At 46.5% G+C, this 21,295-nt stretch carries 17 protein-coding genes; 8 read left to right on the forward strand and 9 right to left on the reverse strand.

From position 1 onward, the window contains the following. Positions 1-12: 12 nt before the first annotated feature. Together L3C95_RS13820 and L3C95_RS13825 are read right to left on the reverse strand one after the other, a co-directional pair. Positions 13-1,968 carry a KUP/HAK/KT family potassium transporter gene (locus L3C95_RS13820; RefSeq protein ID WP_236388497.1) on the reverse strand — a complete coding sequence of 652 codons (1,956 nt, stop codon included), beginning with the start codon at positions 1,966-1,968 and terminating at the stop codon, positions 13-15. A gap of 137 nt (positions 1,969-2,105) precedes the next feature. Further along, positions 2,106-3,650 (reverse strand): OmpA family protein, encoded by a 1,545-nt coding sequence (locus tag L3C95_RS13825; RefSeq protein WP_236388498.1) that lies wholly within the window; start codon positions 3,648-3,650, stop codon positions 2,106-2,108. 313 nt (positions 3,651-3,963) lie between these two features. Between L3C95_RS13825 and L3C95_RS13830 the strand changes: the two genes are divergently transcribed. Continuing rightward, positions 3,964-4,929, forward strand: a complete 966-nt coding sequence (locus L3C95_RS13830; protein ID WP_236388499.1) for a polyprenyl synthetase family protein — start codon at positions 3,964-3,966, stop codon at positions 4,927-4,929. Positions 4,930-4,989: 60 nt separating this feature from the next. Continuing rightward, entirely contained in the window at positions 4,990-6,696 is a 1,707-nt protein-coding gene (gene recJ, locus L3C95_RS13835; protein WP_236388500.1) for a single-stranded-DNA-specific exonuclease RecJ, read from the forward strand. Positions 6,697-6,749: 53 nt separating this feature from the next. On the opposite strand, the gene L3C95_RS13840 is transcribed toward recJ, so the two are convergent. Together L3C95_RS13840 and htpG are read right to left on the reverse strand one after the other, a co-directional pair. Continuing rightward, complete coding sequence (locus tag L3C95_RS13840) at positions 6,750-7,544, reverse strand: prolyl oligopeptidase family serine peptidase (RefSeq protein ID WP_236388501.1); 795 nt, start codon at positions 7,542-7,544, stop codon at positions 6,750-6,752. 103 nt (positions 7,545-7,647) lie between these two features. Next, on the reverse strand, positions 7,648-9,483 hold the full coding sequence (htpG, locus tag L3C95_RS13845; protein ID WP_236388502.1) for a molecular chaperone HtpG: 1,836 nt from the start codon (positions 9,481-9,483) through the stop codon (positions 7,648-7,650). Positions 9,484-9,800: 317 nt separating this feature from the next. Between htpG and L3C95_RS13850 the strand changes: the two genes are divergently transcribed. The 5 genes from L3C95_RS13850 (at position 9,801) to L3C95_RS13870 (ending at position 15,809) form a co-directional block, all read left to right on the forward strand. Continuing rightward, complete coding sequence (locus tag L3C95_RS13850) at positions 9,801-13,064, forward strand: Ig-like domain-containing protein (RefSeq protein WP_236388503.1); 3,264 nt, start codon at positions 9,801-9,803, stop codon at positions 13,062-13,064. A gap of 796 nt (positions 13,065-13,860) precedes the next feature. Then, complete coding sequence (gene rpsF / locus L3C95_RS13855) at positions 13,861-14,211, forward strand: 30S ribosomal protein S6 (protein WP_106601492.1); 351 nt, start codon at positions 13,861-13,863, stop codon at positions 14,209-14,211. A 4-nt stretch (positions 14,212-14,215) separates the two neighbouring features. Further along, positions 14,216-14,482 (forward strand): 30S ribosomal protein S18, encoded by a 267-nt coding sequence (gene rpsR / locus L3C95_RS13860; RefSeq protein ID WP_089828299.1) that lies wholly within the window; start codon positions 14,216-14,218, stop codon positions 14,480-14,482. Positions 14,483-14,543: 61 nt separating this feature from the next. Then, the gene (gene rplI / locus L3C95_RS13865) at positions 14,544-14,990 is read left to right on the forward strand and encodes a 50S ribosomal protein L9 (protein WP_199653303.1); all 447 of its coding nucleotides are present in this window, start codon (positions 14,544-14,546) and stop codon (positions 14,988-14,990) included. An 84-nt stretch (positions 14,991-15,074) separates the two neighbouring features. After that, complete coding sequence (locus L3C95_RS13870; protein ID WP_236388504.1) at positions 15,075-15,809, forward strand: hypothetical protein; 735 nt, start codon at positions 15,075-15,077, stop codon at positions 15,807-15,809. Between the two features lie 46 nt (positions 15,810-15,855). Here L3C95_RS13870 and L3C95_RS13875 read toward each other — a convergent pair whose 3' ends face one another. Further along, positions 15,856-16,662, reverse strand: a complete 807-nt coding sequence (locus L3C95_RS13875; RefSeq protein WP_236388505.1) for an alpha/beta hydrolase — start codon at positions 16,660-16,662, stop codon at positions 15,856-15,858. 140 nt (positions 16,663-16,802) lie between these two features. Here L3C95_RS13875 and L3C95_RS13880 point away from each other — a divergent pair, with 140 nt between their 5' ends. Next, positions 16,803-17,195, forward strand: coding sequence for a hypothetical protein (locus tag L3C95_RS13880; RefSeq protein ID WP_236388506.1), 393 nt, complete (start codon positions 16,803-16,805; stop codon positions 17,193-17,195). A 3-nt stretch (positions 17,196-17,198) separates the two neighbouring features. Here the strand turns inward: L3C95_RS13880 and L3C95_RS13885 are convergent, their stop codons facing one another. The 4 genes from L3C95_RS13885 to L3C95_RS13900 form a co-directional block, all read right to left on the reverse strand. Beyond that, positions 17,199-18,269 (reverse strand): dipeptidase, encoded by a 1,071-nt coding sequence (locus L3C95_RS13885; protein ID WP_236388507.1) that lies wholly within the window; start codon positions 18,267-18,269, stop codon positions 17,199-17,201. Positions 18,270-18,291: 22 nt separating this feature from the next. Beyond that, on the reverse strand, positions 18,292-19,395 hold the full coding sequence (locus L3C95_RS13890; RefSeq protein WP_236388508.1) for a D-TA family PLP-dependent enzyme: 1,104 nt from the start codon (positions 19,393-19,395) through the stop codon (positions 18,292-18,294). A gap of 69 nt (positions 19,396-19,464) precedes the next feature. Next, a complete protein-coding gene (locus L3C95_RS13895; RefSeq protein WP_236388509.1) occupies positions 19,465-19,926 on the reverse strand; it encodes a RidA family protein in 462 nt (153 codons plus the stop codon). Between the two features lie 22 nt (positions 19,927-19,948). After that, positions 19,949-21,289: a gluconate:H+ symporter gene (locus tag L3C95_RS13900; protein ID WP_236388510.1), complete on the reverse strand. Its 1,341-nt coding sequence runs from the start codon at positions 21,287-21,289 to the stop codon at positions 19,949-19,951. Between the last annotated feature and the right edge of the window lie 6 nt (positions 21,290-21,295).

Below are 21,295 nucleotides of genomic sequence, written 5' to 3' on the forward strand. Positions count from 1 at the left end.
GGCCTTTTTCTATTAAGAATGTATGATCCGTCGTAATTGCAGGTTCGTGACCGGCGACACAACCAGCGGATATTTTTCGATCGTTACATAGCTGGAATCCAGTCCGAAACCACGCTCTTCTGATAAGCTGATCTTCTTCAGGAAGAAGTACATACGCATGACCAGACGCTCGTAGAGAGGCAGGTCATTATCGTGTGACAGGAACTTCTCCATTACAATAAACTGGAAGTCCCCTACTACATTGTTTTTGCTCAGGGATTCGTAGCGGCTGGTAATGTTCACTTCCTTGTTACGTACCATGTCTTCCACCACCATACGGAACATGAGGTTAATGCGCTGCTCCACTTTAAAGCCCAGTCTGAATTCTACCCTGATCACCTCATTAGGAATGATCGTCTGTACGGAATATTCACTCAGGTAAGGCTCATCCACAACATCTACGTGTACAAACCAGTATATATCCGCCCGCTTTGGCTTCTTGTTCAGGATGGAATAAATAATCTTATGCTCGATCTCCTTTGGATTATCAGCACTACTCATGTATACCAGATGGGTGGCATATTTAGGGATGGTACTGTCATTACTGAGTTCCTGGATCACCGGAAGATGGTCTTCCAGCCTTACAAACTCCACATAACGGTTCTTGATCTTCCTGGATTTAAACCATACCATCATGATCAGGAAGAGTATTCCTGCCACGACCACGGTTACATAACCGCCATGCATGAATTTCACGAGGTTGGCAAAGAGGAAAGAGAATTCCAGGGTAAAATAAATCACCAGGTAGATCAGGATCAGGCTGAGCCGGACCCTCCGTGTATATAAATAGAAGGCGAACAGGCAGGAGGTCATCAGCATACAGATGGTGATAGACAATCCATAGGCCGCTTCCATGGCAGTGGACTCTTTAAATATCAGTACGATGGCCACACAACCCACAAACAGCATGGTATTGATGCCAGGGATGTACAGCTGTCCGCGCTCTTCGGTAGGATAATTGATCTTTAATTTGGGCCAGAGGTTCAGACGCATAGCTTCTGAAATAAGGGTAAACGACCCGGATATCAGTGCCTGGCTGGCGATGATGGATGCCAGGGTGGCAATCAATACACCGAAGATGACAAACCACTCCGGCATGATGGCGAAGAATGGGTTCTGGTCTTTAGGGATAACCTGTCCTTTCTGGGTCAGTAACCAGGCCCCCTGTCCGAGATAGTTCAGGATCAGGCAGGCCTTTACAAAGGTCCAGGAAACGCGGATATTGCCCTTACCACAGTGGCCAAGGTCGGAATACAGTGCTTCTGCCCCGGTGGTACAAAGGAATACTGCACCCAATATCATAAATCCACGGGGATAGGTAGTCAGCAGTTCGATAGCATAGTGAGGGCTGAAAGCCTTGAAGATGGCCACATCATCTACGATGTGCGACAGCCCCAGCACTCCCAGCATAGAGAACCAGATCACCATGATAGGGCCAAACAATTTACCGATAGATACAGTACCGAATTGCTGTACTACGAACATTAAGGTAATAATGGTCAGTACGATCTTTACAATCGTGAACTGGCTGAGGTCTTTGAATACTTCCAGTGTCCGCAGACCTTCTATGGCGGAAGTAACCGTAATGGGCGGGGTGATGATCCCATCAGCCAGCAGGGCGGCCCCTCCTATCATACCGAAGATGACGGCCCATTTTGCATGCCGTCTGACTAGCGCATATAATGAAAAAATCCCGCCTTCACCTTTGTTATCGGCCCGAAGTGTCAGGATCACATATTTAATAGTCGTTTGTAAAGTCAGGGTCCAGATGATACAGGAGATACCACCAATAACCAGGAGATCGCTTACAGGGTTATTGCCTACAATTGCCTTGAAAACGTATAACGGAGAGGTTCCAATGTCACCGTAGATAATACCCAAAGCTACTACTAAACCGGCCAGGCTTACCCTGTTAATGTCTTTTCTCACGAAATATGTATTTAATAAAAAAGCCACCAAAGTTAGGTGGAATTGCGCAGATGTACAAATATCAAAAAATCCGCTTATAAAAAAACCCCGTCTCGGTTTCGCGAGACGGGGCTTTATATCTTCTCAGTGAGATACTATTAGTTAGCAGGAGCTAAATCAACAGTAGAAGACTCACCAGGAGTGTTTTGTTTGATGAAGCGACCGCGATCGATACCTTGTTTATCAGCCAGGTAGTCGATAACTGCATCTACTCTTCTGCTGCTCAGGTCAACACCACCTTTCTTACCTTTAGCACCAGCGTGGCCGGTAACCAGGATGTTACAAGATGGGTTAGCTTTCAGTGTGCTGGCAACGCTTGCCAGGATAGCTTCGTTGTCAGTTGCAACTTTGGTAGAGCTACCTTTGAAGCTTACGCTAGGCAGAACCAGTGTGTTACAAGCTGCAGTAGCAACTTTTGTTGTGCAGCACTCAGGATCTGGGCATTTACCAACACCATCAGCGTCAACTGGCTGGCAGTAAGTTGGAGTAACCAGTTGTTTATCCTTGAAGTCAGGAACACCGTCACCATCAGTATCTTTAGCTACACCGTGAACATCAACTGGAGCACCAGCTGGTGTGTTAGGCTCACGATCAAACTGGTCAGTAACACCATCGCCATCAGCATCAGGCAGTACCGGAGTAGGCAGCTTCATGTGACGAGGAGCGCTCAGTTCGTTGTAAGCGTAGTTCAGCGGATTTACCCACCATAATGGCTCAACGCGTTTAGCGGTGTTACCCAGGTTGAAGTTCAGACGAATGCTGGTATAGCTGAACGCATCTTTGTGACTGGTAAATGGAGAAGAATAACCGTCCAGATAGTCATCAAAGTATAAAGTATATTTCTCTTCGATACCGATGTTGAAACGTTTAGAAACTCTGTACGCGATTCCTGTACCGAAATCAGCGCCATGACGCCACATCTGGTTGTTGTCTTTACGACCGATGTTAGCTCTGTTACCCTGAGATGGAGCGTTCTGCTCGTAATCACCGTCTAACAGGTTTTTCAGCTGATCCTTGATGTCTTTACGAGGAGCTGCGAAGTTGATCTGGCTGTAGTTATAAGCAGCACTACCGTTTAACGCATCAACGTCAACGTCGATCAGACCGAGGCTGTAACCACCGAATACATACCAGTTAATTTTAGGCTGTGCCTTGTAGAACAGGATGTTGCTCAGAGAAGCCATCAGGTCAAAAGACAACTGGTGAGTAGCAGTTTTATAGTTAGCCAGGATCATACCGTTGTTAGCTGCTGCAGTTGTTGCCCATGCATTGCTACCGGTAGTGATTGCTGGTCTTAATCTGTAGTCCATACCTTTATCGAAAGAACCGGTGTATTCAGCTCTTACAGAGATAGTATGACCCAAAGATTTTCTCAGGGAAACACCACCACCAAAACCTGGTCTGGCTGGGATTGTACCATTGATCAGGTGAAGACCACCATGGAAACCTAATTCCCACATATCGCGAGGTTTCGCAGGGAAATCATACTGATGGTTGGAAAAATTGTTCTGTTGGGCCTGTCTTGACGCTGGTACTTTACTTGAATCCAGGGCATCATAAACAGGGGTAACTTGTGCAAAACTGGAGGACGCCGCTAGGAGACTCATAGCGCCTGCCAGTAATAAGTACTTTTTGCTTGCCATAATTGTTTTCTATTTAAAAACTGTTAAAAATTTACTAATAACCCGTTTTTTTACCCAGCAAAGGTAAAATTCTCAAATGAATATTCAAATTTTTGTTACAATATTATTTTCATTGATAACTAGTTAACTACTAGTGCTTAGGCAAAACAAATGTTATACCTTAATTTGCCTTGGTATATAACGAATAAGCATATTTGTTAGAACTATAACAAAGTAATGTTAAAGTTATGTTACACCCATATATACAAATTAGGGGCCAAATTGTTAAAATTTGACATTTTAAGCATAGCTTAGCAATCTTTTTAGAGCACCTATGGACGAAATTAAACACCTGATCAGTAAGGAATTACAAGATTTTGAAAGCAAATTCGCAGACGCTGTTAAAAGTCATGTCCCCCTTTTGGACAGGATCATGCATTACATCGTTAAACGAAAAGGCAAGCAGATCAGGCCTATGTTTGTGCTTCTATCTGCCAAACTCTTTAATAATAATATACAGGAAAGCACATATCATGCCGCGGCCTTCGTAGAGTTACTTCATACAGCAACACTCGTCCATGACGATGTGGTGGATGATGCCAATGAAAGACGCGGCTTCTTCTCTATCAATGCACTGTGGAAAAACAAGATAGCCGTACTGGTAGGAGACTATCTCCTGGCCAAAGGCCTACTACTTTCAGTAAACAACAATGAGTTCAAAGCCTTAAAGATCCTCTCAGAAGCAGTAAGGGAAATGAGCGAAGGCGAACTCCTGCAGATAGAAAAGACCCGCAAGCTTAATATTAAAGAAGATATCTACTTCGAGATCATTCGCCGGAAAACAGCGTCACTCCTGGCCTCCGCCTGTGCTGCTGGCGCCTGGAGCACTACCAACGACGATGAAACAACAGAGAAAATGCGTCTCTTCGGTGAAAAAATAGGCGTAGCCTTCCAGATAAAAGATGACCTCTTCGACTATGGCTCGGAAAAAATAGGTAAGCCTACAGGGATTGATATACGGGAAAAGAAAATGACCCTCCCTCTCATCTATACGCTCGAACATGCCACTCCCGATGTCAGAAGACGTATTATTAATATCGTCAAAAATCACAATACTGATAAAGACCGTGTTGCTGAAGTGATTGAACTGGTCAAAAAATCCGGTGGCATTGAATATACACAGCAGAAAATGTTCGAGTACCGCGATGATGCACTGGCCATTCTGCACAGCTTTCCTGAAAATGACATCAGGGCCGGCCTGGAAACATTAGTAAGATACACCACCGATCGTACTTTTTAACCAATAAAAACTTATCTTCCGAAAACAGAACGCTAACTTTAGATACTAACTTTCGCCTTGATGCAAAAACGCTGGACAGTCCGATCTTATCAACCTAAACAGGAGGCATTGCTCCAGTCGTCTTTGCGCATTCATCCTTTATTATGCAGATTGCTGGTACAAAGAGGAATGCATACCTACGATGAGTCACGCCTGTTCTTCCGGCCGACCCTCACAGATCTGCACGATCCCTGGCTGATGAAAGATATGGATAAAGCTGTCTCACGTATTGAACAGGCCTTTTTCAGAAATGAAAAGATCCTCGTTTTCGGCGATTATGATGTAGACGGTACCACCGCCGTAGCTACTGTTTTTGACTTTCTGCACTCTCTATATAATAATATAGAATTTTATATCCCTCACCGGTATAAAGAAGGATACGGCATTTCCAAACAAGGTATAGAATACGCCAGGGACAATGAATTCACACTGGTTATTGCACTGGACTGTGGTATCAAAGCCATTGACCAGATCACGTGGGCGGCCGACAATGGTATAGACTTTATCATCTGCGACCATCATTTGCCCGATGCCATACTACCTCCGGCAGTGGCCATCCTCAATCCGAAACAATACGACTGCCCCTATCCATATAAAGAATTAAGTGGCTGTGGTATCGGTTATAAACTGATCTCCGCCTTTGCACAGAAAAGAGGTGTGCCAGACGAAAAAGTACATAATTACCTGGATCTCGTAGCCACCAGTATCGCTGCCGATATCGTTCCCATGACCGGAGAAAACCGTGTGCTGGCCTTTCATGGGTTGAAGAAAGTAAACTCGTCGCCACTCCCGGGTATACAGGCATTGATAGAACTAAGCGGATTGAAAGAACAGCTGACCATCTCCAATCTTGTATTTGTTATAGCGCCACGCGTTAACGCTGCCGGCAGAATGGATGATGCAAGAAAAGCAGTGAATTTGTTCGTGGAAAGAGATAAGGAAAAAGCAATGGAGATTGCCAAAGTGCTGCATGCCGATAATTTTGACAGGAAAGAAATAGACGGCAACATCACCAAAGAAGCAGTTGAATTACTACAGAACGATCTTACACTGCAGGATAAAAAGTCAACCGTTCTCTATAAACCTGACTGGCATAAAGGCGTAGTAGGCATCGTCGCTTCCCGCCTGATCGATAAATATTATTACCGCCCTACTATCATTCTTACACTGAGTAACGATCAGGTAGCAGGTTCTGCGCGCTCTGTGACCGGTTTTAATGTATATGAAGCCATCCACCAGTGCAAAGAACTGCTTGAAAACTATGGTGGTCATTTCTACGCAGCCGGTATGACATTGAAGCCTGAAAACGTTGCTGCATTTCAAAAGAAATTTGAGGAAGTAGTTGCCACTACCATAGATCCGGAACTGCTGGTACCGGAAATACTGATCGATACCGAAATACAACTGAAAGATATTACCCCCGCCTTTTTTAATATCCTGCGACAGTTTGAGCCACTGGGCCCGGAAAACCTGCGTCCCGTTTTCCTTGTCAGGAATGTAACTGATAGCGGTTACTCAAGGCTTGTGAAGGATGAACATATTAAGTTCTCCGTAAAACAGGGCAAATCTCCTAACGCATTAACGGGCATAGGATTCTACATGTCCGAAAAATTCCACATCGTGAATAGTAAACAACCGTTCGATATGGTATTTACTATCGATGAAAACGAATGGAACGGTAAAATGAATCTGCAACTGAAAGTAATTGACATCAGGGCGCACAACTAAGTACCATTACTTATCCCCTCCTCCTTTTATATGGTTTAACCTGCTATAACATTTCATTTTTTGTGTTGCAGCAGCCAGGTATATAATGCATCATCTGCATATGCTTTCGTCCATGCATCATGTCCACCAGTAGGATTTTCCGTATACTTAACCAGGTTACTTCCACATGTCTTTAATGCATTTACCATATCCCGCGAGCCGGCTACACCGACTGTCGGATCATTTGCATTATGAAATGCCCACACCGGCATATTCTTCAACACACAAGCCCTTGAAGGTGTACCTACACCACAGATAGGCACAATAGCGGCAAACTTCTCCGGACTGCTCTGCGCCCAGGTCCACGTGCCGAACCCGCCCATACTCAATCCCGTTAAATAAACACGCGAACTATCCACATGATACTTCTTCAGCACTTCCTGATACAGTTTTTGCAGAACATCAGTATTCCACCAGGACGCAGTACATTGCGGTGCGATCATTACAAACTGCTTTCCTGTTACCACTTTAGGCAACCCCACTTTTCTGATCACATTTACATCGGTTCCTATTTCCGCTACACCATGCAGAAAGATGACAACAGGCCATTTATACGTCTTTTTCTCATTGTACGTATCAGGAATATACAGCAGATAATCATCGATGTTGCCTCCCTTGTAATCCATCGTCTTTATAGTAATACCCGGGGTCTGAGGGTCAAAAACATCTCCTATTGGAGGATCGGGAATCGTGTCCGTTCCATTACCGCCGGGCAGGGCGGCATCATTCTTTTTGGAGCAGGCTACTGTAGTGCATAATGAAACAAGCAGTAGCGCATATACAAATCTCTTAATTATTCTTCTTTTCATATGCGTTGCATAAATGAAAAATCCCGTCTCATGGCTCATGAGACGGGATCGGGGTTGTTATTTCTTATTGCAAACCTACTACATTGTTTACTTATACAGCAGATTAATTTTTCTTTTCAGCACTCATTAATTCCACACTTCTGTTCACAAAAGCGGTAAGGTCCGCACCCGTCAGCAGGTTCTGAGATAATAACGCCAGATCCGCCAGATTTCGTACCTGTTTCTGCTGTTTATCATTGTCACTTTCTTCCAGGATCTGCAGATAGATCGGGTGGTTTGCATTGATGGTCATATTGATCTCATCAGGCATACTTGCATACCAGCTCATACCGCTGCCACCTACTGCGGCCATATCTTTCATGCGGCGCATAAATTCCGGGCGTGTTACGATCACAGGCTGGGCATCGGCGCTCAGGCCCCTCAGTTCTACTTTCACATGCTGCTGCGGAATATGTTCAAACAGCTCCTTCAGCTTGGTTTCCTGGTCAGATGTCAATACACTTTCTGATTTTTCATCCTTATCCACCAGGTGATCTGCTATGTCAGCATCCACACGGGTGAACATCATACTATCCCATCTTGGCTCCATATTGTTGATGAACGCAGCATCTACAATAGTATCCAGCTTCACGATCTTATAGCCTTTGTTCTTCGCAGCCTGTATATAACTATCCTGCTGTACTGCATTTGTTGCATACAACACGACCAACTTTCCATCTTTATTGGTCTGCAAAGCACTTGTCTCCTGCTTGTATTCTTCCAGTGTATAGAACTTGCCTTCCTCAGTGATATCTTCCATGATCAGGAATTTGTTTCCTTTCTCCTGGAACTTATCATCAGTCATCATTCCATATTTGGCAAACAGACCGATAGATTCCCATTTCTCTTCAAAGCTCTTACGGTCATTGCGGAAGATCTCATCCAGTTTATCAGCTACTTTCTTGGTGATATAAGTACTGATCTTCTTCACATTCGGATCTCCCTGCAGATAACTGCGGCTTACGTTCAGCGGAATATCCGGACTGTCTATTACACCATGCAGCAGCATCAGGAATTCAGGAACAATATCCTTTACTTCATCCGTCACGAATACCTGGTTGGAATACAGGCTGATCTTATCTTTCTGTACCTCGAAGGTCTTGCTGATCTTAGGGAAATACAGGATCCCTGTCAGGTTGAACGGATAATCCACATTCAGATGGATCCAGAACAATGGCGCCTCTGCATATGGATATAATTCTTTATAGAAATTCTGATAATCTTCTGGTGTCAGATCACTTGGTTTCTTAGTCCAGGCAGGGCTGGTATTATTCAGCTGCTTATCTGCAAATTTTACAGGTACAGGCAGGAATTTACAGAACTTCTCCAGCATGGTCTGAATGCGGTGCTCATCCAGGAATTCTTCACTTTCTTCATTAATATGCAGCACGATGTCAGTACCACGGCTTTCCTTCGTAGTCTCTTCCAGCATATATTCAGGACTACCATCACATTCCCAGCGCACAGCAGGCGCATCTTCTTTATGCGATTTGGAGAAGATCTCTACCTGGTTACTCACCATGAAGGAAGAATAGAAACCCAGACCGAAGTGACCAATGATATTGGCGCCGTCTGTCTGGCCTTTGTATTTTTTCAGGAATTCTTCTGCACCGGAAAACGCTACCTGGTTGATGTATTTGTCTACTTCTTCGGCGGTCATACCCACTCCCATATCGGAGATGGTCAGTGTCTTTTTCTCTTTATCCAGTTTTACGGTAATTTCAGGGGTGCCCAGCTCACCTTTGAATTCTCCGACACTAGCCAGGGTTTTTAGCTTTTGTGTGGCATCCACCGCATTACTCACCAGCTCGCGGATGAAGATCTCATGGTCTGAATAGAGGAATTTCTTAATAATGGGGAAAATGTTCTCTGTCTGAACACGTATTGCTCCTTTCTGCATGGGTGTCAAAATTTTTTAGATCTCCTGACAAAGGATATGCCAGCAGACATTAAGCTGACAAACTGTCTGCGAGGCTCCCCAAACAGGGGTTTTTCATACTGTCACTTGTTCGATGCTTATTCGTCGCTAATTCGTCCCTTGTTCGAACAAGCGGGCTTACATGCAGAAATGGCATTTTTCGCTCATTGGCTTAACAAATAAATCATATGAACGGTCCCTCAACTCTAAGACAAATATTGTAGTTTTAACAGTCCTGACCCCGGTGACTGTTGAGATGTAAGTTTTTACCCAGACCCTCTTTCTAAACCTCTATTTACATGAAAAGACCTTTACTCCTTTTCTTTGCTGCAGTTTGTTTCGCCAATGCCAACGCGCAGACGCAACCTGCTGCCCAGACGCTGCCTTATCAGCAGCCCTTCAGCACCTTGCCACCCTCATCCACCACTTCTCCGGATGGATGGCAGGGTTGGACACTCTCGGGTTCGCCTTCTGGCAGCTTTAACGTGCTGCCACCCGCTTCTGACAAGGCCCTTGTAACAGGCAGCGCTTCCAGCACCGCCAATGGAGTATATAATTACTCCGGGAAACTGGGTTTCCTCAATAGCGGTAGTGTGGATAACTCGCTGGTCCTGGCATTGAATACCACCGGTCAGACGAATATCGCTTTTCAGTACGATGTGATGACGCTGCGTAACCCGTACGACGGTACCAGCAACACCCGTATCAACGAAGTGACCCTGCAGTACCGTATTGGCAATACCGGCAATTTTACGAATATCACCGGTGTAGAATACCAGAACGGCACCACCCAGCAAACCGGTTCCGGCGTAACCACACCACTGGATTCAGCGCACAGATCACTGATATTACCAGCAGCCTGCGATAACCAGCCCCTGGTACAGCTGCGCTGGGTGAACCGCCAGATCAGCGGGGCCGGCTCCCGTCCTTCATTTGCCATCGACAATATTGTGGCCGGCAGCACAGGTGCGGATGTTACTCCGCCGGCTATCGACAGCCTGCTTCCGGCCAGCAACAGTACCGGCGTTTCGCCGTCCACCCAGCCTTCCATCTTCTTCAGTGAAAATATCAAGACGGGTAATGGCCAGCTGATACTACATAATGTCACAGCCGGCACACAACAGGTATTCCCTGTGGATAGCGCAGCAGTGATCATCAGTAACAGGACCCTGACACTGGCAGTAACCCTGCAACCACAACAGAGCTATTACATTACAGTTGATGATGGCGCCATACTGGACCTCAGCGACAATGTATTTGCAGGCATCACTGACAACAGTACCTGGACATTCACCACCGGTACCCAGCAGTTGTCGTTTGACTTCAATACCTGCATTACAGGCAGCATCACCGGTGGTTTCAGACAATACAGCGTAACCGGCGCCCAGAAATGGGATTGTACCACCTTCGGACAGAACGGGAACGGCGTACAGATAAACGGATATAGCGGCGGTCCGATAGAAAACGAGGACTGGTTAATCTCGCCAGCCTTCGATCTTTCCGGCTTCGACTATCCCTTGCTGGATTTTGCCAGCAGGACAGCATTCTCCGGTCCTGGCCTGCAACTCATGGTGTCCACCAACTATGATGGCGCCAGCAATCCGCACACAGCTACCTGGACACCGGTGAACGGACGTTTCCCAGCCCTGTTGTCAGACACCTGGACCGTTTCAGACAGTATTAACCTGGCAGCTTTCAAACAGCCCAATGTATACATCGCTTTTGTATATACTTCCTCCCCCGCCATTGGCGCGGCGCGCTGGACTCTGGATAACTTCCATATCACTAACAGTACTGAGGCGCCCAAACCGTCCCTGGATCTGAATACCAGCAGCATTGACTTTGACTATGTGCCGGCAGGACAACAATCTGCACCATTGCCATTCACCTTCCAGGCCAATGACTTTATTGACAGCCTGATCCTTGTTGCGTCTTCCGGATTCTCTATCGCGAAAGACAGTAATGGCGTATACGGTCAGGAGCTGACCTATCTGCCTGATTCCCTCAATGGTCCGCGTACGGTATGGGTGAAGTTCCAGCCTGCAGCCGCAGACCAGAATTTTACCGGCACCATTACTTTCGACAGCGATAGCATTCATGTACCTGCTATTCAGCTGTCCGGCACCTCCCTGCGCTCACTGAAAGTGGTGAACTGGAATATTGAGTGGTTCGGGAGCCCTGTACAGAATCCGGCCAATGACAGCCTGCAACAGGCAAATGTGACCACCATCCTCAAAAAACTGGATGCCGACATCTTTGCACTGGCAGAGGTGGTAGACACTACCCGCTTCAAAGCAGTGGCCAGCCAGCTGCCGGGATACAGCTATGTCATATCCGATTTTGGTTCTTATGCAGATAGTATCAAGGACGTTGACTACGCCTCTGCCCAGAAACTGGCGTTCCTCTATAAGACATCAGTTATAAAGGGATTCAGCTCTTATGGCGTACTCCGCCGCGGCGGCAGCAGCGATGCCTACTATAACTGGTCATCCGGCAGGTTCCCATTCCTCCTGGAAGCCCGGGCTAAGCTGAACAATGACAGCGCCGTGATCCGCTTCGTATTACTACATGCGAAAGCCAATACCGGCAACGCCGCAGATAAGATCGAATCCTGGCACAGGCGTAAAAACGGAAACGTAGAACTGAAAGACAGCCTGGATGCACAATATCCGACAGCTAACCTGGTAATACTTGGCGACTTCAATGATGCCTTGAACAAGACCATTACCACAGAACTGGCGCCGGATACCACCACTTCCTATATAGACTTCATAGAAGACAGCACCCACTACAAACCACTGACCCTGCCGCTCAGTCTACAGGGCCAGAAATCTACCGCATCCTTCAACACGGTGATCGACAACGTAGTGGCATCTGATGAAATGGCCCTGAGTTACCTGCCGGGATCTGCGCGCGTAAGGATAGAAGTGGAAAAACTGGTGAACAGCTATAGCAACACCACTACTGACCACTATCCAGTGCAGACAAACTATAACCTGCACGTACTGGCCCATCCGGCACCGCTGGAAGACTTCTCTGCTACAGTTGATACCGGAGATGTGAAACTCACCTGGAGCACCCCTTATGAGCTGAATACCGCTTATTTTGTGGTTCAACGTTCCCGCAATCAGCAGCAGTTCGAAGCTGTAGATACCGTGGCAGCACATGGTACCACTTCACTGCCAAACAGTTATGTAACATATGATACCCGCCCATGGCTCGGACTTTCTTACTACAGACTGAAAACAGTGGGTCTGGACGGATCAGTCAGCTATAGCAGCAACGAAAGAGTGGTTATTACACTTAAAGATCTGATAAAGAAACTTTTCTGGTGTATCTTTGGCCGCCAGTTGCAGGTGTACCTTGATATCGAAAGACCTGGACAGGCCATTTTACAGCTGGTCGATATGCAGGGACATGTGAGACAGACTACCCTGACTACTGTAAACAAAGGAAGAAATATCAAGACATTGGATATCAGTAATTTGTCTAATGGTGTGTATATCCTGCGCGTACAAAGCAAGGAAGGCATCCAGACAAGCAAGATACTTGTTAACCACTGATCTTTTTGAAAAAGCCATTAATCCAGCCGGCCCGTATTGCAATACGGGCCGGTTTTTAATTTTTGACCCTCCTGTTTTTTAACCGGTGCGCTTCACAGGTAGCTAACATAATTGAAATACAGCTAGTTACACAACATAGCACCATTTAATCAAGGGTATATATCCCGTCAGGATTCGGTTGAGATTCGGTGAAGGCTATAGCCTATAGGCGCTCTACTATAGCGTTACAGACACTATTCTATAGCCGTCGCTATAGAACGGCAGGCGTAATGCAGGACTATAGCGCCTATAGCTATACATCTTGAGTATAGTCGAAGCGAATCTCAGGCGAAGTTGAACCGGCTCAGCATTGTCATAAGTCCAACTATTAGGCAAAGGCATATCTTCCCGGTACCAATCCGGTACCAATAGCCTCATCTTATGTTCATCCTACGTTTTGAACGTAAGATGAACATAAGATGAGGCTATTGGTACACCGTTGGTACCGAATACATACTATATTCAAACGTGTTGTGTATATCTTGTCCAGATAAAGCCTGTCGTTTTTTTTGTCGAAAAAAGGGTATTCGATATAAAGCGGTAAAGTTGACAGGGGCAAATCGCCAGATTTCCATGAACGCATTTCGATTTTATAGCATATAGGACCACAGCGGGGTGCGACCCGGGGAACAAATGGGGGCCCGGAGACGGCTTTTCCCACCGAAAAGCAATTCCCCGCTTTTATTTGCTGGTGTCAGCAATTTCAGTATCTTTGCACTCCTAATTTTTTTTAACAAATTTAAAAACAGGGAAATTTATGAACTACGAATTGATGGTGATTTTTACCCCTGTGCTGTCTGAGGAAGACTACAAAGCTGCTCAGAAAAAATTCGCTGACCTCATTAAAGAGAACGGCGGAGATGTAACGCACGAAAATCCCTGGGGATTAAAATCACTGGCGTACCCAATCCAGAAAAAGACCACGGGCATGTACCTGGTACTGGAGTACAGCGCGCCATCCGACCTCAATGAGAAGCTGAAAATCCAGCTGAACCGTGACGAAAATGTACTGCGTCACATGATCACAGCATTAGACAAATATGCTGTACAGTACAATGGCCGCAAAAGACATGGCGTGAACGCTGATTCTAAAACCGCAGAAGCTTAAAATTATGGCAGTAAAACAAGAAATTAAGTACTTAACCGCCGTAAAACAGGAGAAACGCGCTAAGAAATATTGCCGTTTCAAGAAGTTAGGCATCCGGTATGTGGATTACAAAGACGCTGAGTTCCTGAAGAAATTCCTGAACGACCAGGGTAAAATGTTACCTCGTCGTATCACTGGTAACTCCCTGAAATTCCAGCGTAAAGTAGCGCAGGCTATTAAAAAAGCCCGTCAAATGGCTTTGTTACCTTACGTTACTGACCTTTTAAAATAAACAAACCTACCGGTTTCCTGGTCTGTGCCAGGTAATTAAAGGTCCTTAAAACTAATTAACAATGCAAGTAATCTTAATACAAGACGTAGATAACCTGGGCCAGAAAAATGAGCTGGCAACCGTTAGAAACGGTTACGCCAGGAATTTCCTGATCCCGCAGAAATTTGCGGTAGAAGCCAGCCCTTCTAACCTGAAGCAACTTCAGGAGCGCCTGAAAGTGCAGAAAGCTAAAGAAGAGAAAATGTTGGCTGAAATTGCCAAAGTTGTGGAAGTGCTGAAAGCAGGTCCCGTTAAAATTGGCGCTAAAACCGGTACTTCCGGTAAGATCTTCGGTAGCGTAACTGGTGTGCAGATAGCACGTGCTATTAAAGAGCAGAAAGGTTACGAAATCGATCGTCGCCGCATCCACATCCTGGATGATGTAAAAGAGTTAGGTACTTACAAAGCAAGACTGGATTTCGGTAAAGGCAACGAAGCTGAACTGGAATTCGAAGTAGTAGCTGAATAAGACTACATATCTTTCTAAAAAATCCCGTCTCGTTCTAAATGAGACGGGATTTTTTTATGCGGTTATTTATATTTGCGCCATCATATGAAAAAGTATTTACCTCTATTTTTTGTTGCAGGCATGATAGCTGCCTGCAACGGACAGGATATCAGTGATAGCGCTTCAGATACTTCACATATAGAAGAAGCTCCCTCAATAGGAAAAGTACCTGTTAACACAGACACCTTCTCTGTCGGTAACAAGTCCTTTACCATCTATCCGCTGGAACATTCCTCCTTCGATAAACTGCCGGATCCCGGCTATGACAGCGCGGAAACCAGCCTTCTGCACAAAGACAAAGCACATGTAAAACGTACTGGCGATACCCTGGCGTTTACGCTGAACAACGGTGAGACACGCATCCTTGCCAATAATACCAAAGAAGACGATGACCAGTATAGTCTCTTCTTTTATGCCGGCTACCTGCCCGATATCCATCAATATCTCGTTTTTGGCAGTTATTATGAATCCAGCGACTATGTGCTGATCAACGCCGATAATGGAGAACTCACGCATGTATGGGGCATCCCCGTCATCTCCCCCGATCATAAATACGTGATATGCGCCTCAGTTGACCTGATCGCAGGTTTCAACAACAATGGCTTCCAGCTCTTCTCTTATCGCGATAATAAGCTCATTCCTGAGGGAGACGTGCAGTTTGATAAGTGGGGCCCGGGACAAATGAAATGGCTCGATAATAAGACGATAGAGGCCGAATATGTGGTATTGGACAAGGATATGAATGAAGTGCCTAAACCGGTTAAACTGGTAATGAAATAAACGGATATGTTTTTGAGGATAGAGGAACATCGCATGGTGTTCCTTTTTATTTGGTGTACATGCTGGTAAAGGAGAACAATTTCTCTGCCGCCAGGTCAGCTACGTCTGCCGGCATCTCGTGCCCTCCCTTAAAACTGTATAATTCATGCACGACACCTGCCTTCTGCAGTACGCTATCCATGGCCACTGCCTGCGGGTAATGTACTAATGTATCCTGCGTACCATGCATCAGTAAGACAGGCGGCGTTTGTGCCGTTACAAAAAACAACGGGCTGACGAAACGATAAAGCTCCGGCTTTTGATCAGGAGAACCTCCAACCGCAATACTGGCCAGTGATGCCCCTATCCCTCCCTGATCATAAAAACGTTTCATATCATATATACCATATATACAGACCATCGATCTGATATATCCTTCCTTATTATGCCTGCAGCCTTGTAAGGCTGCAAGATGGGCGCCGGCGCTAATTCCTATCAGTCCTGTGAGCGGGGAAATATGGAAGCTGTTTGCGCGGCCCCAGATGTATTCCAGGGCTGCAATTATATCTTCCTCGGCCACCGGCAAAATGTTCGTACTATCTTTTACAAGCCGATAATTCAGATTAAAATACGCATAATTCGCATCCGCGTTTTTGCTCCTCATGTTATTGATGTACGCGGTAAAGTCCGATTTATCACCGGCTTTCCACCCACCCCCATGTATAAACACCATAATGCGCGTCGTTTCCGGCGTCGCATTCTTAGGCAGATAAATATCCATGACCTGTTGCGGATCGTCTCCGTAATGCACATTAAGCATTTCGAGTGGTGTAGGGGTGACACCAGCCGGATTGCAGGAAACTGCAAGCGCCATAATGAGTAAGCCTATTAACGACTTCCCCCACGTTATTACAGATGAGATAGGCATAAAGATTGACATTATGAGAAAATACAGACAGTTCCCCCTTTCCAGGAAGCAACAAATGCGTTAACTTCCTTATAAATCCCCTTTCGATGAAAAACGTGTTGTTATTTTCATTGTTACTGCTGGCAGGGCTGATCTTTGTATTCTCAACAAGCCATGCGCAGGTACCGCAAGCCCCACTTTCCAATATTGAAGGTAATGCACAATCCATTACCAGCAAATTAAAAGCAGCGCTGAGCTTAACCGAGGCTCAGCAACCTAAAATACTGAATACCGTTACCAACTTTCTGCAACAACGGGCTTCCATTCTTTCCCTGAACAACAGCAATCAAAAAGCATACGATACCAAGCTAAAAAGCTTTCAGAACGGTCTTCAGAGAAAGCTGAAGACAATCCTGACGCCGGAGCAATTCACTGGCTTCCTGGAGCTGAAACCAGTGAATAACGACATGACCAATGTCCTGTCACAGTTATATTATTAGCGATTAACTCCAGGCTTTACGCAGGAACCTTAGCCAGTTGCCATGCATAATGTTATCAATATCCGCTGCGGAATATCCTCTCTTAGCAAATAAAGCAGGTATCTTCTGCAGATCGGCGATCGTTTCAAGGTCATAAGGACTTTGCTCCTTTCCGAAAGCCCCGTCCAGGTCTGATCCTATCCCCACATGCAATGCATTGCCTGCCAGCTGGCAGATGTGGTCCATATGATCGACCAGTACGTCCAGGGAGGCCCCCATTTCCTTCGGCTGAGACACACCTCTTACCCAATCAGGCACCATCATCCAGGCATCCATTGCGCCGCCAATTACGGCGTCACGGCTGATCAGTTCTTTGAGCTGCTCGTCAGAGAACTGACGGTTGTGATTGACCAATGCACGTACGTTGTTATGGCTGGCCCATACATGTCCGTGGAAATGCTCCATTGCCTCCCAGAAACTATCATCACACAAATGCGTAGCATCCAGGATGATGTTCAGTCTTTCCATTTCCTTCAGCAGGGCATGTCCTTTGGGACCCATAAATCCGGTGGCGTCTGTTCCCTGTGCATAACGGCCGGGGCCATAATGGGCAGGACCCACCGCACGTAGTCCATTGTCGTAAGCACGCTGCAGGTAGCTGATATCAACAATAGAATCGGCTCCTTCCAGGCTGAGAATATAACCAATAGGTTTGCTGGTGTTAGGCGTACCATCATTCCATAAGGCCAGATGTTTCTCCAGCGCTGCCAGATTGGTGATCTGGACCATTTCCCCCGCATCTTCCATCGCTTTGTACCAGGCCAGCTGCCCCTGTGTCTGCGCCCATGCCTGTTCCGGCGAGAACCAGCCGGGAAGTGGGTTGTCGGGCGCTACAAAACGCGCAATCTGTGTAGCCACTACCAGTCCGATATTTCCTTTGCGCAACTCAGGGAATGAAACCACTCCTTTCGCACGATCCGGTTTGTCTGTCAGACCTGCCTCACGTTTCCTGATTTCTTCTACCGGCAATCGCAGGTTACGGTTCCATTCCATCGCATTCATGCTAAGATCAAGATGCGCATCTATTATAAACATGTCAGTATTTCTTTTTGATAAGTTAGATCATGATCTTTCTGTCCCGGGCTATTACCTTCCAATAGGCAACACAATTGTTATCTTCCACAACTGCTACCCGATCGTGCAAAGCAACTGTGGGGCAGATATGTGCAGGAATGCCATAGAAGACCGTCCCTACAGGATATAAAGAAGTATCAGGCACTTCAACAACCATATGCTCTTCGCTATGTCCTTTTGGTATAGCGCCAGGTATATCCAGGAAAAGCACGCGCGGTTGCGGCATTTCAGATGCAATGGATTTATGTCCTAGGTCCACACAGAGATGCTTGTCGTCGATGACGGAGATCACCCTGGTAGCCACTACAGCGGCATATGCAAACTCCTGTTCAGGAAGTTCCCGCCGGTATCCCCAGTCCCAGAAGATGAAGGTGCCCGGACTGCATTCAACTCCGGGACGTTCTGCATGAAATGCATAGGTAGGTGTACCACCTGCAATGATCTGCGGAGCCGCCGCTCCTGCTGCGGTGATAGCAGCTGCCAGCGTATTTACAGGTGCGAAACCTGCATTACATTTCTCCCGCCGTACGGCAACATCCGGATCGTGCAGGTGACCATCATATGCGTGTAAACCAACGGGAGTAACTCCAGGCATATGCTGCAGTTCCTGATAGAGCTCAAGTGCTGCATCTCCAGCAGGAATACCGGTTCTGTTCATACCTATGTTCAGATCAAGATATACAGGAATCGTGCGTTGCGCAGCGAGGAACAAGGCAGCGATAGCCATAGCGGCAGTACGGTTGTCCACCAGGCAGGCGTACTTTGTATCAGGATACTGTTCCACTATCTGCAACAGACGGCTGATTCTCGGGCCGACGGGCTGATAAGCCAGAAAGACATCCGCAGCACCAGCTTGTCCCAGCATTTCTGCCTCTGCTATAGTGGCACACTTGAACTTATTGATACCTTCTTCCTTCAGCAACTGCACGGCTTCTGTCATCTTACTCGTCTTGATATGCGGCCGCAGACGCTGTACATCTCCTACTGTCTTCTTTAACAGCAGAATGTTTTCACGCATACGCTCCGGGAAAACAAGTACCGCAGGAGTATCAACAGTATTGATATTATGTAATTCGTACCAATGCATGATTGTAAATTAGGACCTGGCAATGAAGCATCAGCCGTTGCAATAGCATGCGCTTCACACCTGATTGATTTAGTGTAGCTCGAACAGTGCTTCGATTTCCACGGGAATGTTATCGGGCAATGAACCGAAGCCTACTGCGCTGCGTACGCCAATACCATTTTCTTCACCCCATACTTTTGCAAACAATTCGCTGCAACCATTGATAACATAAGGATGACGGCCAAAGTCAGGCGAACAGTTCACCATACCCAATACTTTGATCACACGTTTTACTTTGTCCAGACTACCCAGGTTAGCCACAATGGTAGACAACATAGTGAGGCCCACCTGTCTGGCAGCCAGCTTACCCAGATCCATATCGAAGTCAACACCAATACGGCCAATGATCAGGTTCTTATCATCCTGTACAGGACCATGACCGGACAAATACAGATATTTGCCATCTACGAGGCATGGTTTGTATACGCCCACTGGCGCCGGTGCTGGTGGTAATGATAATCCTAATGCTTCAAAATTCTCTGTTGGTGTCATAGATCACTGTTTTGCTTGTAAGTTAGATAAAGAGGTTTAAGATCAGACACCCGATCAATCCTGCTACTGAAACGATCGTTTCCATAATTGACCAGGTTTTGAAAGTATCTTTCACTGACAAATTAAAATATTCCTTGAACATCCAAAAGCCGCCGTCGTTTACATGAGAGAACATAAGGCTTCCCGCACCCGTAGCCAATACCATCAGGCTCGGGTGTACTGTCGTGCCCACTACCAACGGCGCGACAATGCCTGCCGCCGTCAATCCGGCTACCGTTGCAGATCCTACGCTTACGCGGATCAGTGCGGCAATGGTCCATGCCAATATCAACGGATTCATGTGCATGCTGCCGAGGCCTTCTTTTATCACATCGCTGACCTTACTGTCCAGCAGCATCTGCGTGAGTGCCCCTGAACCCCCAATGATAAGGATAATGACAGATACATCCCGGATAGCATCTTCCATAGTGCCCATGACCTTTTTGATCGGCCAGCCCCTGCGGATGCCCAGTACATAAGCACCGTTCAACACTGCGAGCAACATCACGATCACAGGATCTCCCAGCCAGCTGGCAATGTTGAAGGCAATACTGTCAGGCACCGCCTTCAGTTTCAGTAACGAAGTAGCTGCGAGCAACAATACAGGCAGCAAAGCCGCTACAATACTGGTAGCCATACCGGGTAACTGATCATCAGGCAACGCAGCTGCAGTGAATAGTTGTGCAGGTTCCTGCGTGTATTTTTTAAGAAAACGACTGAAAACGGGACCTGCCAGTACAATGGCAGGAACGGCCACCACGAGGCCATACAACAGCGTTAATCCCATATTGGCATGGAAGGCTCCAACCAGGGCGGTAGGCGAAGGATGCGGCGGTAAATAGCCATGTGTTACAGACAATGACGCCAGCATCGGGATACCCAGGTATACTGCAGGCAATTTTGTACGTGCTGCCACCGTGAAGATCAGCGGCACCATCAGTACGAAACCGATATTGTAAAACAAAGGGATGCCTACAATAAAACCCGTCAGCATGAGCGACCATTGTACATATTTACGGCCGAACACCTGCATCAACCCGTTGGCAATGCGTTGCGCAGCGCCACTTTCAGCCACCAGTTTACCCAGCATACTGCCAAACACGATAATGATGACGAGCGAGCCTAAGGTTTTACCAATCCCCGTCTGGATGGATTGGGTAATGTCAGCAATCGACATTCGCTGCGCAGGTTCCCTGACCACGTTCAGGGCCAGGCCCATAAACAGGCATACGATCAGGAATGCAATGAATGTATTTAACCGGAAATAAGCTACCAGCAATACCAGCAGCAGAATGGAAGCAAATACTACACCTAATAAAGCCATGAATTA

Source organism: Chitinophaga filiformis, assembly GCF_021646545.1.
Lineage (GTDB): Bacteria > Bacteroidota > Bacteroidia > Chitinophagales > Chitinophagaceae > Chitinophaga > Chitinophaga filiformis_A.